The organism is Mycoplasmopsis adleri (assembly GCF_045276205.1).
GTDB lineage: Bacteria > Bacillota_I > Bacilli_A > Mycoplasmatales > Metamycoplasmataceae > Mycoplasmopsis > Mycoplasmopsis adleri.
In genome coordinates, this window is sequence record NZ_CP174162.1 from 884,653 (window position 1) to 902,691 (window position 18,039).

Consider the following 18,039-nt stretch of genomic DNA (forward strand, 5'->3'; position numbering starts at 1 on the left):
TAAAAAGTGCATTTAAAGTGTGAAAAATCATTGTTTTTAGCTTAAATTATTAATTTTTGCGAGTTCATAACCCATATGCTTTTTTGCTACAAAATTATGAATTATTAAAATTAATAAGGTAAAATAATTTGTATGAAAAAATTCACATTCCAACAAGAAGATACACAAAGTGTAACTAAATTAGAAGATATCCAAGAAATTAAATTTTTAACTGCTGAAGAAATTAAAAATTTGACTCCAGCTGAACGAAAGGAACTTCTTAAAGATTCTGAAACTGATATTACCGAAGCAGATCGTAAAAAATATTTAGCTAATCGTAAGAAGATGATAACTTCTTTAATTATTGTGCTTTCACTTTTTGTTTTGATTGTGGTTTTAATTATTCTTGCTGTTTTTATAATCGTTAAAAATTATTAATTAATAAAAAAATTCTTCCAATTAGGAAGAATCATTATTATTTGTTTTATTATTGAGCGCTTGCTAAAATACCTTTGTGTTTTAAAGTCTTAATTGTCTTAGCACTTACTCTTAATGTTGTAGGTCTACCATCGCTATTTACAATTGTAATTTTTTGTAAGTTAACATTAAACTTTCTTTTTGTTGCGTTTAAAGCGTGAGAACGAATGTTACCTACCATTGGTCCTTTGCCACTTAATTGATCTCTTCTTGACATGGTTGCGCTCCTTTCTTGACTAATGTAAATTTGTTTTAATTATACATTATAATTGCCTTTTACTTAATTAAAAAAATATAAATATTTTTGTGTCGCCTGAGCATACATTTTAGCAGTCTTAAACTGCTTTTTATTTTATGCCTTTATCTTAATCAGTCTATTTTATAGATTGATTAGCAAAAGGATGTTTTATAAATTAGATTAAACTAGTTAGTTTTCTGTTCAAAAGCTTGTTAATTTAAAATGATTAAATTTGTTATGCTTAGCTAAATTAATTTAGTTCTCAAAACAGAAAATAAATTAGATCAATATAAATAGTTTTCTTAACTAAATAAAAGAGAAAATAGCAAAACTTAATTTGCTATTCCTCGCATACGTAAATGATAATTCTTTTTCAATTATCGATATTATTATATATCTTTTTTAAAAATTAAAAAATTTATAAATTCCAATTTTAAAAGTCCTAATTTTGCGTAAAATCAAAAATGTTACAAAAATTATAAATTATTACCAAGAAAAGCTTTAAAATCCTAAAAAAATTTAAACGAAAATACCAAGTTTTGTAAAAAACTTGAGTTTTTTGCTTACTTTTTTCCAAAAAAGTAAGTGCCTTTTTGTCAAACTTTTTAGCACATAAAAAGTTTGGATTAGAAGCGAATGCTTCTCTTGTAATTATTTATAAAATCCATAACAGGAGTCAAATCTTGACCGTAGTAAGGGTCTATAGACTTGCCTTTTTTAAAATACCGTCTTAATAACCTGTGGCAGTTTTCGATAGAGCCTTTTTCTCCCGAACAATATGGGTGACATTTATATATTTGCTTAATACCTGGCACTTCATCTAGTTTCGCATTTTCACTACCATTATCTATGGTTAGCGAATCTATTGTCAAGTTATATTTTTGCATTAGGTATATCAGCCCATCTCTAACACCAGTGCTAGTCCGCCGTACCATATGAAAATAGAAGCGTCTAGTCTTTCTATTAATTAGCGTTACGAAACAACATTGATCAGTTTTTGAACCAATAACAGTATCTAATTCATAATCATTATCTCTAAGTCTTTCATTGATTTCTGTGCTGCGTTGATCAATGCTAACTCCAATCTTTTTAAGCTTTCGACTGTCTCTTTTTGGGGGTCGTTTTTGTTTAATTCCTTTGGTGGATAAATTGACCAAAATGCCTATTTCAAGGTCTTTAAAGACTCTTTGTGATATCAAATTATATACCATAGATTTTGAAGGTTTATAGCTGTTTGGATACTTTTCTTCAAATCTTCTTAATATTTCGTTAGCGCTTAGCTTAGGCGTTCTTTTTGCTAAATCTTTATTATTTCTATTTTGGGTATAATCATCAAAAAGCTCTGTTCAAAAATTTCTAAAATCTTGATATTGTTCTATTTTCTTTTTTGAATATGCTATTCTTTTACTTTTATCAAAATTAGCAACATTTATCATAAATTCATCAAGATTTAAATAACGAACTTTTTTAATTTTAGCATCACAACAATCACAGGTTTTTCTATCGCCTTTGCCTAAATATATTCCTTTTGAATATTTAAATAAAAACCTTTTAATCGCTTTAGTCGATATTTCAATATTTTGAGATATTTCTTTTAAAGATTGAAAATTTAGTAATCCATATATTATCTGAAACACTTCTGCAAAACCGATATGGTTTTTGTGTGTCGAGTAGTTTTTCGAGCGGCTTAAAATTTCAGAGTAATTCTTATCAACAGCGAAATGAATTTGTGAAGTTTGAATTTTGTTATGCACATTTTTACTTCTAACCAAAGTACAGAAAATTTTTTTATCGTTTTTCATATATAATTATGTTGTCCTTTCTTTTTATCATTTTTATTTTACCAAAAGGACAGAAAAATCCCGACATTTTCAAATGTTGGGACTTTTATTTCTGGAATGAATAAAAATTAAAAAATTTTACAAACTTTTTCATGAAAATAATGCATTTTTTCCGTTTATCTTGCTAAATTAGGTCGGTATTAAAAATATAAAAATATAATATTTAAGCAACGAATTATTTTAAGGGGAAAAATATGAAATCAATTAAATTACCTGCAAAAATGAAAGCATTAGTTTTCAAAGAAAAAGAAAAGATCGAAATTGTAACTAAACCAGTTCCAAAAGTAGGTCCAAATGACTTATTAATCAAAGTAACAACAACCACAATTTGTGGAACAGACATTCACATTAAAAAAGGTGAATATCCTGTTAAACCAAACTTAACAATTGGTCACGAAGCTGTTGGTACAGTTGCAGCTTATGGTGACTGTGTAACAGGTTTTACATTAGGCGAAAGAGTTTTAGCTGGTGCTATTACTCCTTCAGGATACACAGCTGCTTGCCAATACGGACAAGGTTCACAAGATGGTGAAGGTGGAGTATATGGTTACAAAGCTACAGCTGGATGAAAATTTGGTAACATCGAAGATGGTTGTCAAGCTGAATATGTTTTAGTTAGAAATGCAATGACTAACGTAGCTAAAATCCCAAGACAATTAACAGATGAACAAGTTATTTTATGTCCAGATATCTTATCAACTGGTATTAAAGGTTCTGAAAACGCAAACATCGTTTTAGGTGATACAGTTCTTTTAGTAGCACAAGGTCCTATTGGTTTATGTGCAACTATCGGTGCTAAATTACTTGGTGCTTCAACTATTATTACAGTAGATAGCAACGAAGATAGACTTAAGATGTCTAAAGAATTTGGTGCAACACACACAATTAATTACATGAAAGAAAATGTTCTTGACGCAATTAACAAGATTACAAATGGTCGTATGTGTGATGGTTCAGTTGAATGTTTAGGTCTTAACTCAACATTCCAAACTGCGCTTAAAGCATTACGTCCTGGTGGTACACTTTCATCAATCGGTGTTTACTCACATGATATAACAATTCCTATGGATAACTTTGCAGCTGGATTAGGTGATCATACTATTAGAACATCATTATGTCCTGGTGGTTCTGAAAGAATGCGTCGTTTAATGCAACTTATTTTAGATAAGAGAATTGACGTTTCAAAACTAGTTACACATAGATTTAAATTTGATGATATTCTTAAAGCATATGACTTATTTGAAAGTCATGCAGATGGTGTATTAAAAGTAGCTATTACATTCGATTAATTTTTTGACTATGAATAGCCTAAATATGATAAAATAAGTACATCGTATTATAATCAATATAACACGAGTTGGAGCAATCCAACTCTTTATTATTTAAATAAGGAGAAAAATGGACTGAAGAAAATCTTTACTTGAAAAATTTAAAGATGATATTATGGATGCAAAGCTCATCAATGAAGATGGCTTAATTAATCTAGATATCACTATAAAACAAACGGATACGGAAAATTTAGACTGTTTAAATTTAGCGATTAACGAATATATAGACCAATTTGAAAAAGACATTAATTTTGATTGCGTTGTGATACATTCACCTGGCTTTGATACTAATTACGCTATTGATGAATTAGCAAATCATATTGGTGAAACAATCGACATCAAACTTAAAAAGAGTGTTAACAAACAAGATTTTTATATCGGTAAGTTGCTTGAAGCAAATGAAACTAGCATAAAAATTAAATGAAACTGCAAAGGACAATTTAGAGATATTGAAATTCCTTTAGATGCTATTAGCAAAGTTTCATTACATATAGATTTTTAATTTAAGGAGACTACTATGAAAAAGAAAAAGATTGAAAAAGAAGCACAAGTTTCTGATACTAAAAAATGATATTTAATTATCAAAGGTTTAAATGAAAAAGAAAAATATCCTCTTGATAAATTATTAACAATTTTTCAAGATGAAGTATCAAGATTAATTCAAAAGAATATCGACCCTGATACTGAAATTGTTTTTGAATTAGATGAACCAAATGAAGAAATCAAATTATTTAATAACAATACTTCTATTGTAAGTGATGAGGAATTTAAAGAGTTATTTGAAGTAGATCCAGTACATAAATTAATTTTTATTTCTGAAAGTGAAGCTAAAAAAATTGATCCAAAACATGCTCATGCTGGTGACACTATTAAAGCTGAAATTGATTTATCAGTTATGACAAAATCAAAAGATCCTAAAACAATACAAACTTTAAAAGCAATTGACTCGTCAATTAAACAATCAATTAAACAATTACAAAAGAATATGATTTATGAAAAATTCTCAAGTAAAGTTGGTGAACCAATTCAAGTTGTCTTTTCATCACGTAATGGTAATGGATCTTGAAATGTACAAATTGTTGGTGAAGGTATCCCTGCATTCTTACCTAGTCAATTAATCAGTGCTAAAAGACATATTAACCCCGGTTCAACACATACAGTAATCATTGAACATGTTGATCAAGAATCAAAATTAAGTCAAATTACCGTTTCATTAGATTCACCTAAAATTGTTGAAAACATCATTAGAAACAATATACCTGAAGTAGCTAATGGTCAAATTGAACTTTTACAAACTGAAAGAATTCCTGGCGAAAGAACTAAAGTATTAGCTAAAAGTGCTGGTATTTTAAATGATGATGAAGTTTATGGCGCATTATTAGGAACAGATTCAGCAAGAATTCGTCCAATTTTAGAAGAATTAAATAAAGAAAACAACTATGAAAAAGACGATTTCGAAAAACTTGACTTTATTATTGCCCCTCAAGATCCAAACGACAAAGTTGAATTAATTAAAAGAGCTATGTCGCCCGCTTCAGTGGTTGATGTTGTTTTATTCAAAGACAAATATTATGTAATTGTTCTAAAAGAAGACTTATCACTTGCTATCGGTAAAAGAGGTTCAAACTCAACTTTAGCATCTAAACTTGCTAATACATATTTAAATGTAATTACAACTGATAAAGCTGATGAAATGCAACTTGCTTACGATAAAAGCAGAATTGATTTGATTAGATCAAGTGCTAGAGATAATGCAAACAGATACAATAGTTTAAAAACAAATAAAAGAAATTCAAACACATTACATAATCCTAAACCTATGACAAAACTTGTTGATAATGTTAAATTAAATCTTGCTGGTTTTGATGAAGATGTTAGATGATATGAAGAACATGAACAAGGTTTATTTGGTTCAAACCAATCAGCTGGTGATGATTTTGATGAATTATTAATGAAACATGCTGGTGATGATGAAAACTGAGATGATGAATACTCAGACGATGATGAAGATGACTTCTACAGTGAAGATGATAATAAACATGATGAAAATCAAAAACTTGATATTGAAGATTATCAAAAAGCAAAAGCATCTTTAAAAGACTTCAAAGTTGATGACGAATTAAGCTCATTCGGTTTAACTGATGATATCGATTTTGGAGAATTCCAAGATGAAGATGACTGAGACGCAAAATAAAAATTTTTCAAGAAAATGCATTGCTACAGGTTTATTAAAACCTGAAGATGAATTAATAAGATTTGATTATAATAAAAGAGAGAGCTTAGTTAGACTAGACTTAAAAAGAAATCTCAAGGGTCGTGGTGCTTATTTCATACCTACTTTAGAAAATTGAAAACTCATTCTTAAACGTAGAATTTTGAATAAAGTATTCAGAACTCAAATTGACCAAAAAGTCTATGAAACAATAGAAAAAGAATTAAAGGAGGCAAAATGTCTAAAAGAAATAGAGTAAGTAATACTGACGAAGTTAAGAGGCAACTTTCAGATATTAAAACTGAAATTGTAGATGGTACATTCATTTTTACAAATAGGTTACCTCTTGGTGAATTTGCTGAAAAAATTAAAGCAAATCCAAATGAAATCATTAAAAACTTTTTCATGAAAGGCAAATATTACACAATTAACCACATTCTTGAAGAAGAAGAAATTGCTGAAATTTGTTTAGAAAAAGGTTTAGATTTCAAAAAAGAAAATAACATTGATGCTGGTAACTTCCTTAATGAAGTCGTTTTCCATGACGACCCAAAGGCATTAATTAAAAGACCTCCTATTATTACTGTTATGGGGCATGTCGATCATGGTAAAACTTCATTAATTGATTACATCAGAAAAACAAAAGTTGCTGAAACCGAAAGCTCAGGCATTACCCAACATACTGGTGCATATCAAATCACTTATAACAATAATAAAATTACTTTTATCGATACCCCTGGTCATAAAGCTTTCAGTGAAATGAGAGCTCGTGGAGCAAAAGTAACTGATATTATTGTGCTTGTTGTAGCTGCTGATGATGGTGTTATGCCTCAAACAATTGAAGCTATTAACCATGCTAAAGCTGCTAACGTTCCAATTATTGTTTTCGTTAACAAAATGGATAAACAACAAAAAGACTTGGACAGAATTAAAAGAGAATTACTTGAAGCTAATGTTGTAATTGAAGAATATGGTGGCGATGCTCAAATCGTTTACGGTTCTGCGGTTACAGGTCAAGGAATTGAAAAATTATTTGATGCTATTTTATTATTAGCTGATATTCTTGATTTAAAAGCTAATCCAGACAGATACCCTTTAGGTACTGTTATCGAAAGCAAAATTGATAAAGGTATTGGTAATGTTTCAACAGTGATTGTTGAAAATGGTACATTATGTAAATCAGATTACATTGTGGCTGGCGCATGTTCAGGTAAAGTTAGAACTTTAAAAGATACTTTAGGAAATAATATTGAACAAGCTGGTCCTGGTACACCTGTTATTATTTCAGGTTTAAATAATTCACCGCTTGCTGGAGATAAATTCATCGGTTTCGAAGATGAAAAATATGCTAAAAAATTAGCAAACCAAAAAGCTCAAATTGATAAAAGCAATGATTTATACGAAAGAACTCAACAAATTGCTATCGAAGATGGTAAAAAAGTGTTCAACGTTATCATTCGTTCTGATGTACAAGGTACAGCAGAAGCTATTAAAAATACTGTTTCAACAATGGAAAATGAAGAAGCTGCTATTAGAGTTATAGCTGCTCAAGCTGGTCAAGTTGTAAGTAATGACTTATTACTTGCTCAAGCTTCAAATGCGATTATTATTGCCTTCAATATTAAAGTTTCACCAAATATTAAGCAAACTGCTAAAGAATTAGGTGTTAAAATCCTTAACTATGAAGTAATTTACAAAATTACTGAAGACTTACAAAAAATGCTTGATGGCGAAAAACCAGTTGTTTATGAAGAAAAGAAAATTGGATCAGCCCATGTTATCAAAACATTCTTTTATTCAAAAGTTGGCACAATTGCCGGTTGTTTGGTAGATGACGGTGTTGTAAAAGCAAATTGTAAAGTTAAAATCTTTAGAAATAGAAAAATGATTCACGAAGGCGTTCTTGAAACTCTTAAAAGAGAAATGAATGATGCTAAAGAAGTTGAAAAAGGTAAAGACTTCGGTACACACATTAAAAAATTCAATGATATTAAAAAAGATGATACGCTTGAATTCTTTGAAGATGTGCCTGTAACAGCTTAATTTAAGGATAAAATATGAAAAATATTGATTTAAAAGCACACATTAGAGATGTTCATAATTTCCCTAAAAATGGAATAATCTTCAAAGATATTTCACCTCTTTTAGCTGACGGTGAAGCATTAAATTACACTATTAATTTAATGGCTAATTATGCTAAAGATGTTGACGTTATTGTCGGACCTGATGCTAGAGGTTTCTTATTCGGAACACCAACAGCTGCCTTTTTGAAAAAGCCTTTTATAATGGTTCGTAAACCTGGAAAATTACCTGGTGCAGTTATTTCAAGAGCATACGACCTTGAATATGGTAATAATGTTTTACAAATTCAAAAAGGTTTTATAAAGCCTGGTCAAACTGTTGCAATTGTTGATGATGTTTTAGCAACAGGTGGAACAACTAGAGCTATTGTTAAGTTATTACAAGAGCAAGGAGCTATTGTTAAGAAAGTAATTCTATTGCTTGAATTAGAAGACTTAAACGGTAGAGCATCACTTGAAAAAGATGGTATTGAAGTTATATCATTATTAAAATATTAATGAATATTATGACCTTTATTAAACGAGGTCATTTTATTTTTTCGTCTGTTTTATAGGCATAAAGAAAAACCCCTTTAGGAAAAGGGGATTTGAAATGAATGCTATAAATCTAATACGAATACTTGTTCGCCTTTGTCGTTAGTTGTTTTTTCTCAAATTGTATCGAAGTAGAATACCAAGTTCTTAAATACAGCATTTAGTTGTTTGTCCTGAGTTTCCAAGTTGGAGCTCTTTTTTTATTACTTTTTTCAGTGTTATTTATATATAAATAAAAAAAAGTTATTTTTTTACATAATTACATTGTAATTTGTGGTATAATAAAGATATGAAAAAAGACAAATGACTATTAATTTCAAGAAAAAATAAGAACTCTACTTACTTATCTTTAGCACTTTCAGGAGGATTTGGCAAAGGTTATAAGAAATCTATCGGTATCGGTACAGTTGAAAAATGAGAAAAATATTGTTCTGATCCAGTAGAAAAAATTAAAAAACTATCTCAAAACTACAATACTGATTGAGATAGAAATATGATAATTAGACAATTAGAGTTAGATATAAGCAAGGTTAAAATTGAAACAAAACAGTTCAATTATGGATATGATTTGTTATACAGTTTCTTAGAAAAATTAAATCCTTTTAAAGATGCTAAAGTATCAAAATCCAAGTATTTAAATGATTTATTAAAATATATGATTTCAAATAGAATTGTAAATCCGGGTAGCATGCTTTCATCCTTTAAAAATAAAGACAAATTCAATATAAATTTAGAAGTTGAAAAGACGACATTTTATAATACTTTAGACTATTTAGCTGAAAATAAAAATAACATTTTAAAGAGTGTTAACGATACATTGATCAAAGATAAAAATAGAAAAATAGATATTATTTGATACGACTCTTCAACGGTATATTTTGAAAGTTTTGTAAGAGAAGGATTGAGATATCCAGGTTATTCTAAAGATGGAAAATTCAAAGAAGATCAAATTGTTTTAGGTTTAGCAACAGATGAAAACGGCATTCCAATTCACTATAAATTATTCAAAGGGAACACTGCTGATGCATCAACATTTATTAATTTTATTTTGGATTTAAAATCACAATATGAATTAAACAAAGTAACACTCATTGCTGATAGAGGAATGAGTACAAATAGAAACATAAGATTCTTAGAAGATAACGATATTGATTACATTTTATCTTATAGATTAAAAGCGGCTTCAAATGACCGAAAGACCTTTGCAATAGATGAATCCGGCTATTTTGGAGACAATAATTTTAAATATAAAGAAACTACTTTTTATTCGTTTTGAAAGAATAGAAGAGCAAACGGACACAAGAGAAGATTGGTAGTAACATATAGTAAAAAAAGAGCATTAAAAGATAAAAATGATAGACAAATTTTAATCGATAATTTTATTAAAAGACAAGATAAAGACGGACTAGTTCATGATCAAGTAATGTTCGGTCAAAAGAAATTTAAATTCTTCGAAAAAGTTGGTGGTAAAGGTTATTACAAACTTAACTATGACAAAATTATCGAAGATGAAAAGTTTGACGGATATTATGCTTATGAAACCTCTAGATTTGATTTATCACCTGAAGAAATTGTGAATTTATATTCAAAACAATGACAAATAGAATCAAACTTTAGAGCTTTAAAAAGTGCTTTAGCTGTAAGACCTATTTATGTATGAAGTGAAAAGCATATTGAAGGTCATTTCGTACTTTGCTTCTTATCTCTTGTTTTATTAAATTTTGTTATTTATTATTTAAACAAAGGTTTGAAAGAACTCGGTGTTGTAGATGAAAAAATCACAATCAAAAAATTACAAGATGTAATAAAAGAAACAATCAAAACATGCAAGATTATTGACGGAAAAATTGAAAGTGAAGAATATATTATTAACGACAACAATAATCAAGCAATTCAAGATTATCAAACATATTTAAGAATTTTAAATGAATTAAAATTTTAAATTATTAAAAACAGCTCATCAAACAGATGAGTTGTTAAAAATTACATTGTAAAAGTTGGAAACTCGGGAGTAGAATACCAAGTTCTTAAATACAGCATTTAGTTGTTTGTAGATTAATGGGTATCTATTCTTGTCAACTCAATCTAAACGGTCAAAGTGACTGTGTCAAATATCACCGGCAATAAGAATGTCATCTAATTTCATGCCTTCTGGTAAATCGTAAAGTGTTAATTCTGAACCATTTTTGTGTACTGGTACTAAATCAACATTATCACCTTTTTTAGTTACTCAAGCTTTAGGATCTTTTGTTTGTGCATAACCATCATAAGCTGCTTCTTTTGAATAAACATTGAAGTTTGTTGATTCGATGTAAGCAATAGGTAATTTAGCGATTAAGTAGAATGGGGCGTGGTCTGATCAATCACCTGTTTCACCTGCTTTGAAGTCATCTTTGTAGAATTGTGGGTGGATTTCTAAAATACCATCATAATTCTTTTCGGTTTTAGCTATAGTTGTTGATAATGCGTTTAATTGATCTCTAATGTGTGTTGAAGTGTTACCATCAGCTGGAGTATTTGGTGAGTGAACATAAAGTTTATCACCACCAGCAACAGTATCTAAGTTAATCATACCTACACTGTTTGCTAACAATTCATTAGTTTCTTTACCTGATGCATCAGGTGCAGGTGTTAAGAATTGACGCACAAATGCATTTGTACCAAGAACACCAACTTCTTCAGCATCAGCGAAGATAATGTGTAATCTTACACCTAATTTCTTTTTATTTTCAGCTTTAGAGTAGTGTTGTAATAATGATAAACTAGTTGCTACACCAGTACCATTATCAGTTGCACCTCAAGAAGTTTTCTTGTGACCTTCACCAAGCATAACTGTTGAATCGTAGTGTGAAACAATTCAGAAATCTTTAACATCTTCAGGTTTCATACCTTCTACGCCTGGTTCAATTGTTACAATAAGGTTTGAACCTACATTGTTTAATGCATAAACACCATTTGCTCTATCTGGACCTCTTCATAAGAAACCTTAGGTTACAACACCTTGTGTTTTTAATAATGGTGTAAGAGTGACTTTAACACTATCTAAATAGTAAACTCCTCTTTCAGTAGCTTTATCACCTTTAGTTTTTGCATATGTTGTACCAGTTTTTGGTGTTGTTTCATAAAATGTGATGTCATTGCCTTCTTTGTCTTTTTCAGTTTTTTTAGTTACTTCAGCTTGACCTGGATACATAATTTTTGTATCTTTGTTAGCATATCCCATGCTTGTAACTTCATTTTTAAGTCATAAGTATGCATGATAGCTACCGTAGTTTGGAACATCTGGGTTAATTTTTTCACTTAATGGGTGAAGTGGTTGAAGTTGACTTTGTTCAAAGCTATCACCAGTAATATCTTTTAATCCTGTATTGTCTTCTTTAACATTTTTGAAATTGCTGATATTACCAGCCCACCTACCTTGAACACCTCTTAAGTATTTTTTAAAGTTTTTAGTTGTTTCCATGTTTTCAACATCTTCTGTTTGAGTACATCCTGCTGAAATCGCTACAACAGGAATCATTGATGCTATTGGAGCAAGCAATAATAAACCTTTTTTATCTCATTTATACCTCCAAAAATGAACAAAAATATGTCCATTTCTACCTAAATTATCTCATATATATATATATATATAGTATTTCAGGGGTTTTGTGTAAAATATTCCACATTGACTTTTTAGGACAAAATTATTAAAAATTAAGCGGTTTTCAGCAATTTTATTAGCAAAATTTTGATAATAAATGATTGAGCCCATTAATTAACGGTGTTTGTTTTTGACTTTTTTGTATTAAACAAATGTGCGTGTTTTTCATTTAACAAAGAACTGCTGTTTTAAAAATTTTAAATTAGTATAAATTTACAAATAATACTATAAAACAGCGTAAAACAATATTTTAGAGTATTCAAATATATTTGATTTTCTTTTGTGTTTTTAATGATGTTGCTATTGATCTTCATCTTAAAATGAAAGTTTTTAAAACTAATGTTTTATAATTGATATACATTATTATTTTTTAAAAAGAAATTAGGACTTTAAAATTGTTGATTTTAGATTAAAGGCAATTTTAATCACTATTTGTATGCAAAGGGAAAAACGAAATGAACGATAAAATACTTAAGCAAAAGAAAACCACAACAATAGGTTATCTATGTGTTTGTTTACTTGGTATATTAATGATTAATATTACATCAGGTTTAGTTGTCAAAACCATGTTATACTCTACCTCGTTGTCTTTCGGAACGTTCTTATTCTTTTGAATATTTTTAACTATTGGTTTTTTTTATGGATTATTAGTAAGTAGTTTTTACTTAGATTATCTTTTAAATGTTAAGCATAATGAAGCTAAAGCTATAAGAAGCTTAAATAATTTTTATACTTTAATTTTCTCAACTAAGAAAATTGTGAAAATTGAAAAGGTTAAAAAGGAAACGGTTTCGAATATTAAAACCTTTAGTAAATCAAATTTAGTTATTCAAGATAGAGCAGCCATTCAATATAAATATAAACATCGCTATGATAATTTAGATACATTAACTTTTTATCCATCTAAAAACATTAATGTTTCACAAGTTGTGAAAGAGCATTTAGCCAATTTACAAGATTTAGAAGAAAAAGCAAATACATGTAGCTTTATTTATAAAAATGAAAATATAGAACTTAAGGTCTATAACTTAATTCCTGAAACTCATCTTGAACATTTAAACAAAGGTGTTTTAGTGCCTGATAATGAATGATTATTAATGTCTAAATTCAGTCAAATTTTTAGATTGTGTCGTAATTATAGTGAATCAGAACAAGATGAAAAAACAATTAAACAATTAGATGATGATCTGAAAGATTTTAATTTTGTATTATCTAATACAAAAAACACAAAACTTGAATATTCAAAATTAAAAAGTGCTTTAATCAGTTATGAAATTAATTATGGTTTTGAAAAAATCTATGAACGTCATGTTAATAATGTAGTAAGTTACTATAACCCATATTTTTTAAAAGACTTCAACTATATGATGAATGACTACATATTGCATAATAATTCTCATAAGAAAGCTTACGAATTTATTATGAACTTTAGTAAGCAATTACAAGAAGATCAAGACTTCAAAAATATTTACGAAATTATATATTCATTAACTGACAGATGAGAATCAACTATTTGTGGTTTAACTTTTGAAAATGTTATCGATATTCATAATTCAACTAATAATGAGTTTAAAATTAACATTCAAACATTTAATAGAAACTATGAACAAGCAAGAGGATATCATAAATATACTGAACTTGACGATTTCCTAAAAGTATTACCAACAAGTACTGAAGACAAAATTGAAGCCCGTAAATTATTAATACTAGAAATTAAAAGATCATTAATTTGAAATGAAAATAAATAAAAAATAAGGATGTAATAATATGAAAATTTTATTAGCAGGAACACCAAATTTTGCAGTACCTATTTTTGAAGAAATAATTAAACATTTTGATGTTGTAGGTATTGTAAGTCAACCAGATAAGCCAAGCCTTAGAGGGCATAAAACTCAACCAACTCCTACCAAATTATTAGCAGAAAAATATGGTATTAAATGTTTTCAACCTGAAAAAATTGGACAAATTAAGGATGAATTAAAAGCGTTAGATTATGATTATTTAATAACAGCAGCTTTTGGTCAATTTATTCCTGATTCAGTTTTAGCAATTGCTAAAAAATTAAATTTAAATATTCATGGATCATTACTTCCTAAATATCGTGGTGCCGCTCCTATTCAATATGCATTATTAAATAATGATAAAGAAACTGGTATATCATTAATGGAAATGGTACATGAAATGGATGCTGGCGATGTTTTTGCTACCGCTAAATATGAAATTAAACCAACTGATGCTGCTTCAACTTTATTTAATGAGTTATCTGACTTAGCAAAAAATAATATCGTTGAATGAATTAAAAAAATAGATAATAATGAGCTAAAAAGAGTAAAACAAGATTCATCATTAGTAACACTAAGTCCTAAATTAAATAAAGAAGATGCTTTTCTAAAACCTTCTTTAACATGCCAAGAAGCCATTAATATTATTCGCGCTTTTGAAATGAATCCAGGTGCTTATACAATCATTAATGATAAACGTGTTAAAATCTTTTTTGCCACAAAAGATGTAGTTAAAAATGGTATTAAAATACATTTTAGTGATGGTGATATTTATGCCACTGATTATCAATTCGAAAGTAAGAAAAGAGTTGTTTTCCCGAGTTTCCAACTTTTACAATGTAATTTTTAACAACTCATCTGTTTGATGAGCTGTTTTTAATAATTTAAAATTTTAATTCATTTAAAATTCTTAAATATGTTTGGTAATCTTGAATTGCTTGATTATTGTTGTCGTTAATAATATATTCTTCACTTTCAATTTTTCCGTCAATAATCTTTCATGTTTTGATTGTTTCTTTTATTACATCTTGTAATTTTTTGATTGTGATTTTTTCATCTACAACACCGAGTTCTTTCAAACCTTTGTTTAAATAATAAATAACAAAATTTAATAAAACAAGAGATAAGAAGCAAAGTACGAAATGACCTTCAATATGCTTTTCACTTCATACATAAATAGGTCTTACAGCTAAAGCACTTTTTAAAGCTCTAAAGTTTGATTCTATTTGTCATTGTTTTGAATATAAATTCACAATTTCTTCAGGTGATAAATCAAATCTAGAGGTTTCATAAGCATAATATCCGTCAAACTTTTCATCTTCGATAATTTTGTCATAGTTAAGTTTGTAATAACCTTTACCACCAACTTTTTCGAAGAATTTAAATTTCTTTTGACCGAACATTACTTGATCATGAACTAGTCCGTCTTTATCTTGTCTTTTAATAAAATTATCGATTAAAATTTGTCTATCATTTTTATCTTTTAATGCTCTTTTTTTACTATATGTTACTACCAATCTTCTCTTGTGTCCGTTTGCTCTTCTATTCTTTCAAAACGAATAAAAAGTAGTTTCTTTATATTTAAAATTATTGTCTCCAAAATAGCCGGATTCATCTATTGCAAAGGTCTTTCGGTCATTTGAAGCCGCTTTTAATCTATAAGATAAAATGTAATCAATATCGTTATCTTCTAAGAATCTTATGTTTCTATTTGTACTCATTCCTCTATCAGCAATGAGTGTTACTTTGTTTAATTCATATTGTGATTTTATATTCAAAATAAAATTAATAAATGTTGATGCATCAGCAGTGTTCCCTTTGAATAATTTATAGTGAATTGGAATGCCGTTTTCATCTGTTGCTAAACCTAAAACAATTTGATCTTCTTTGAATTTTCCATCTTTAGAATAACCTGGATATCTCAATCCTTCTCTTACAAAACTTTCAAAATATACCGTTGAAGAGTCGTATCAAATAATATCTATTTTTCTATTTTTATCTTTGATCAATGTATCGTTAACACTCTTTAAAATGTTATTTTTATTTTCAGCTAAATAGTCTAAAGTATTATAAAATGTCGTCTTTTCAACTTCTAAATTTATATTGAATTTGTCTTTATTTTTAAAGGATGAAAGCATGCTACCCGGATTTACAATTCTATTTGAAATCATATATTTTAATAAATCATTTAAATACTTGGATTTTGATACTTTAGCATCTTTAAAAGGATTTAATTTTTCTAAGAAACTGTATAACAAATCATATCCATAATTGAACTGTTTTGTTTCAATTTTAACCTTGCTTATATCTAACTCTAATTGTCTAATTATCATATTTCTATCTCAATCAGTATTGTAGTTTTGAGATAGTTTTTTAATTTTTTCTACTGGATCAGAACAATATTTTTCTCATTTTTCAACTGTACCGATACCGATAGATTTCTTATAACCTTTGCCAAATCCTCCTGAAAGTGCTAAAGATAAGTAAGTAGAGTTCTTATTTTTTCTTGAAATTAATAGTCATTTGTCTTTTTTCATATCTTTATTATACCACAAATTACAATGTAATTATGTAAAAAAATAACTTTTTTTTGTTTATATATAAATAACACTGAAAAAAGTAATAAAAAAAGAGCTCCAACTTGGAAACTCAGGAGTTGTTTTATAGTATTATTAGGAAATTAAAGAAAATTTAAGTTTTGTTGCAAATAACTGAAAATTTTAGAGGAAAAATCAAAATGACACTCGTTTATAAAGTGTCATTTTCATTATCGAATTTTAATACTTGAGTGTATTTAAAGCATCGTAGTAAAGACCTGCAAGTGCTTCTCCACGTTCAAAACCATAATGATAGAATAACTTTTGAAGTATTGCATCTTCTCATAATTGTGTTTCGCCATCGTAATCTTCTTTTATCGTTCAAAGTGTTTTTATAAATTGACCGAATATTTGTTCACAATAATGAGTAAAGATATTTGAATACAATTTAATCATTTCTTCTTTTGATTTAACTTTTTCGCCTTCTTTCATAAGAACTTTAAAAGTTTCAAAGAAAATATAAGCCATTGTATCTTCATAAAGATTTTCTCGAGTAGCATTTATATTATAATCTTGAACAATCTCAAGTAGGATGCTAGATAATTCAGGATCTTTAAAAATGAAATAGATAGGGCTATAGATACCTAATAAGTAATTAAGTAATTCATTTGATCCAGCTAAAACTGCTGTAGCTTGTCCAAAATTAATTGCCTTCTTAGTTTGCGTATGTTTTTTAGGGTTTATTAAAGTATCTAAGGTATATGCAAAATCAATTTTAATGTAGTCTAAATTGAATTTTCCAAAAATGCCTAAAAAAGATTGTACAGCCATTGCTAGTTCTACATTATCCATTGTGTTATTAAATGGTCATTTTTGAATGTCTAATTTGTTTCAAGGTGCTTTTAAATATATATCCGTAAGAATCATTTCATTTGCTCCTTTTAAAAAAGGAACATACAATTCTCTTTTAGATATAATAAATTTTTTATTGATTTTTTGCACATCTTTAATATAGTTTGTATAAATTGTTTTAGCGTTATTAAGACGATTCATAAATTTTTCTTTATTTTGAATATCACTTAATTTTGCAGTTGATTCATTCTTAATTAATTCAAAAGTTTCATCTAATGATTTCAAATAATAACTAGTTAAAGATTCATTTATTTTATCTATATAAGCTAAAAGATCACTTTTATTTTTGCCGTGCGAACACTTATCAATACTTTCCCTTACAATATCTCAAAATATTTTATTTTCTTTTTGTCATTCCATAGTAAAAATATTATACTTAAGCGTTTTTAAAATACTAATTATTTTATGAATTAATTTTAAAATTTTCTGCGAATAATAATGAGCTCATTCATACAATTGCCCTATAAAACAGCATA

Annotated in this window: 16 protein-coding genes; 10 read left to right on the forward strand and 6 right to left on the reverse strand. The window is 28.0% G+C overall.

Annotation, left to right across the window (positions count from 1 at the left end):
* The first annotated feature begins 132 nt into the window (after positions 1-132).
* Positions 133-417 (forward strand): hypothetical protein, encoded by a 285-nt coding sequence (locus ACJA22_RS03715; protein ID WP_406616919.1) that lies wholly within the window; start codon positions 133-135, stop codon positions 415-417.
* A 49-nt stretch (positions 418-466) separates the two neighbouring features.
* On the opposite strand, the gene rpmB is transcribed toward ACJA22_RS03715, so the two are convergent.
* On the reverse strand, positions 467-673 hold the full coding sequence (rpmB, locus tag ACJA22_RS03720; RefSeq protein WP_406616920.1) for a 50S ribosomal protein L28: 207 nt from the start codon (positions 671-673) through the stop codon (positions 467-469).
* 647 nt (positions 674-1,320) lie between these two features.
* Positions 1,321-2,496: an IS30 family transposase gene (locus tag ACJA22_RS03725; RefSeq protein ID WP_406616729.1), complete on the reverse strand. Its 1,176-nt coding sequence runs from the start codon at positions 2,494-2,496 to the stop codon at positions 1,321-1,323.
* A gap of 233 nt (positions 2,497-2,729) precedes the next feature.
* Between ACJA22_RS03725 and ACJA22_RS03730 the strand changes: the two genes are divergently transcribed.
* The 7 genes from ACJA22_RS03730 to ACJA22_RS03760 all read left to right on the forward strand — a co-directional run bounded on the left by ACJA22_RS03730 (position 2,730) and on the right by ACJA22_RS03760 (position 10,632).
* Positions 2,730-3,824, forward strand: a complete 1,095-nt coding sequence (locus ACJA22_RS03730; RefSeq protein WP_406616921.1) for a zinc-binding dehydrogenase — start codon at positions 2,730-2,732, stop codon at positions 3,822-3,824.
* A 109-nt stretch (positions 3,825-3,933) separates the two neighbouring features.
* Positions 3,934-4,365 carry a ribosome assembly cofactor RimP gene (locus tag ACJA22_RS03735; protein ID WP_406616922.1) on the forward strand — a complete coding sequence of 144 codons (432 nt, stop codon included), beginning with the start codon at positions 3,934-3,936 and terminating at the stop codon, positions 4,363-4,365.
* 15 nt (positions 4,366-4,380) lie between these two features.
* Positions 4,381-6,057 (forward strand): NusA N-terminal domain-containing protein, encoded by a 1,677-nt coding sequence (locus ACJA22_RS03740; RefSeq protein ID WP_406616923.1) that lies wholly within the window; start codon positions 4,381-4,383, stop codon positions 6,055-6,057.
* Positions 6,038-6,334, forward strand: a complete 297-nt coding sequence (locus ACJA22_RS03745; protein ID WP_406616924.1) for a YlxR family protein — start codon at positions 6,038-6,040, stop codon at positions 6,332-6,334. Before ACJA22_RS03740 ends, ACJA22_RS03745 begins: the two co-directional genes overlap by 20 nt.
* Entirely contained in the window at positions 6,313-8,118 is a 1,806-nt protein-coding gene (gene infB, locus ACJA22_RS03750) for a translation initiation factor IF-2 (RefSeq protein ID WP_406616925.1), read from the forward strand. Before ACJA22_RS03745 ends, infB begins: the two co-directional genes overlap by 22 nt.
* 23 nt (positions 8,119-8,141) lie before the next feature.
* Complete coding sequence (locus tag ACJA22_RS03755) at positions 8,142-8,654, forward strand: adenine phosphoribosyltransferase (RefSeq protein WP_406617574.1); 513 nt, start codon at positions 8,142-8,144, stop codon at positions 8,652-8,654.
* A 325-nt stretch (positions 8,655-8,979) separates the two neighbouring features.
* A complete protein-coding gene (locus ACJA22_RS03760; protein WP_406616738.1) occupies positions 8,980-10,632 on the forward strand; it encodes an IS1634 family transposase in 1,653 nt (550 codons plus the stop codon).
* Here ACJA22_RS03760 and ACJA22_RS03765 read toward each other — a convergent pair.
* The gene (locus tag ACJA22_RS03765) at positions 10,621-11,577 is read right to left on the reverse strand and encodes a M28 family peptidase (protein ID WP_406616926.1); all 957 of its coding nucleotides are present in this window, start codon (positions 11,575-11,577) and stop codon (positions 10,621-10,623) included. The genes ACJA22_RS03760 and ACJA22_RS03765 overlap by 12 nt on opposite strands.
* Before the next feature lie 99 nt (positions 11,578-11,676).
* On the reverse strand, positions 11,677-12,444 hold the full coding sequence (locus ACJA22_RS03770; RefSeq protein WP_406616927.1) for a hypothetical protein: 768 nt from the start codon (positions 12,442-12,444) through the stop codon (positions 11,677-11,679).
* A gap of 344 nt (positions 12,445-12,788) precedes the next feature.
* On the opposite strand from ACJA22_RS03770, the gene ACJA22_RS03775 reads away from it, so the two are divergent.
* A complete protein-coding gene (locus ACJA22_RS03775; protein WP_406616928.1) occupies positions 12,789-14,081 on the forward strand; it encodes an MAG4530 family protein in 1,293 nt (430 codons plus the stop codon).
* A 19-nt stretch (positions 14,082-14,100) separates the two neighbouring features.
* A complete protein-coding gene (gene fmt, locus ACJA22_RS03780; protein WP_406616929.1) occupies positions 14,101-14,964 on the forward strand; it encodes a methionyl-tRNA formyltransferase in 864 nt (287 codons plus the stop codon).
* 34 nt (positions 14,965-14,998) lie between these two features.
* On the opposite strand, the gene ACJA22_RS03785 is transcribed toward fmt, so the two are convergent.
* Both ACJA22_RS03785 and ACJA22_RS03790 read right to left on the reverse strand, forming a co-directional pair.
* Positions 14,999-16,651, reverse strand: a complete 1,653-nt coding sequence (locus tag ACJA22_RS03785) for an IS1634 family transposase (RefSeq protein WP_406616930.1) — start codon at positions 16,649-16,651, stop codon at positions 14,999-15,001.
* A gap of 240 nt (positions 16,652-16,891) precedes the next feature.
* The gene (locus ACJA22_RS03790; RefSeq protein WP_406616931.1) at positions 16,892-17,923 is read right to left on the reverse strand and encodes a hypothetical protein; all 1,032 of its coding nucleotides are present in this window, start codon (positions 17,921-17,923) and stop codon (positions 16,892-16,894) included.
* Positions 17,924-18,039 lie beyond the last annotated feature (116 nt).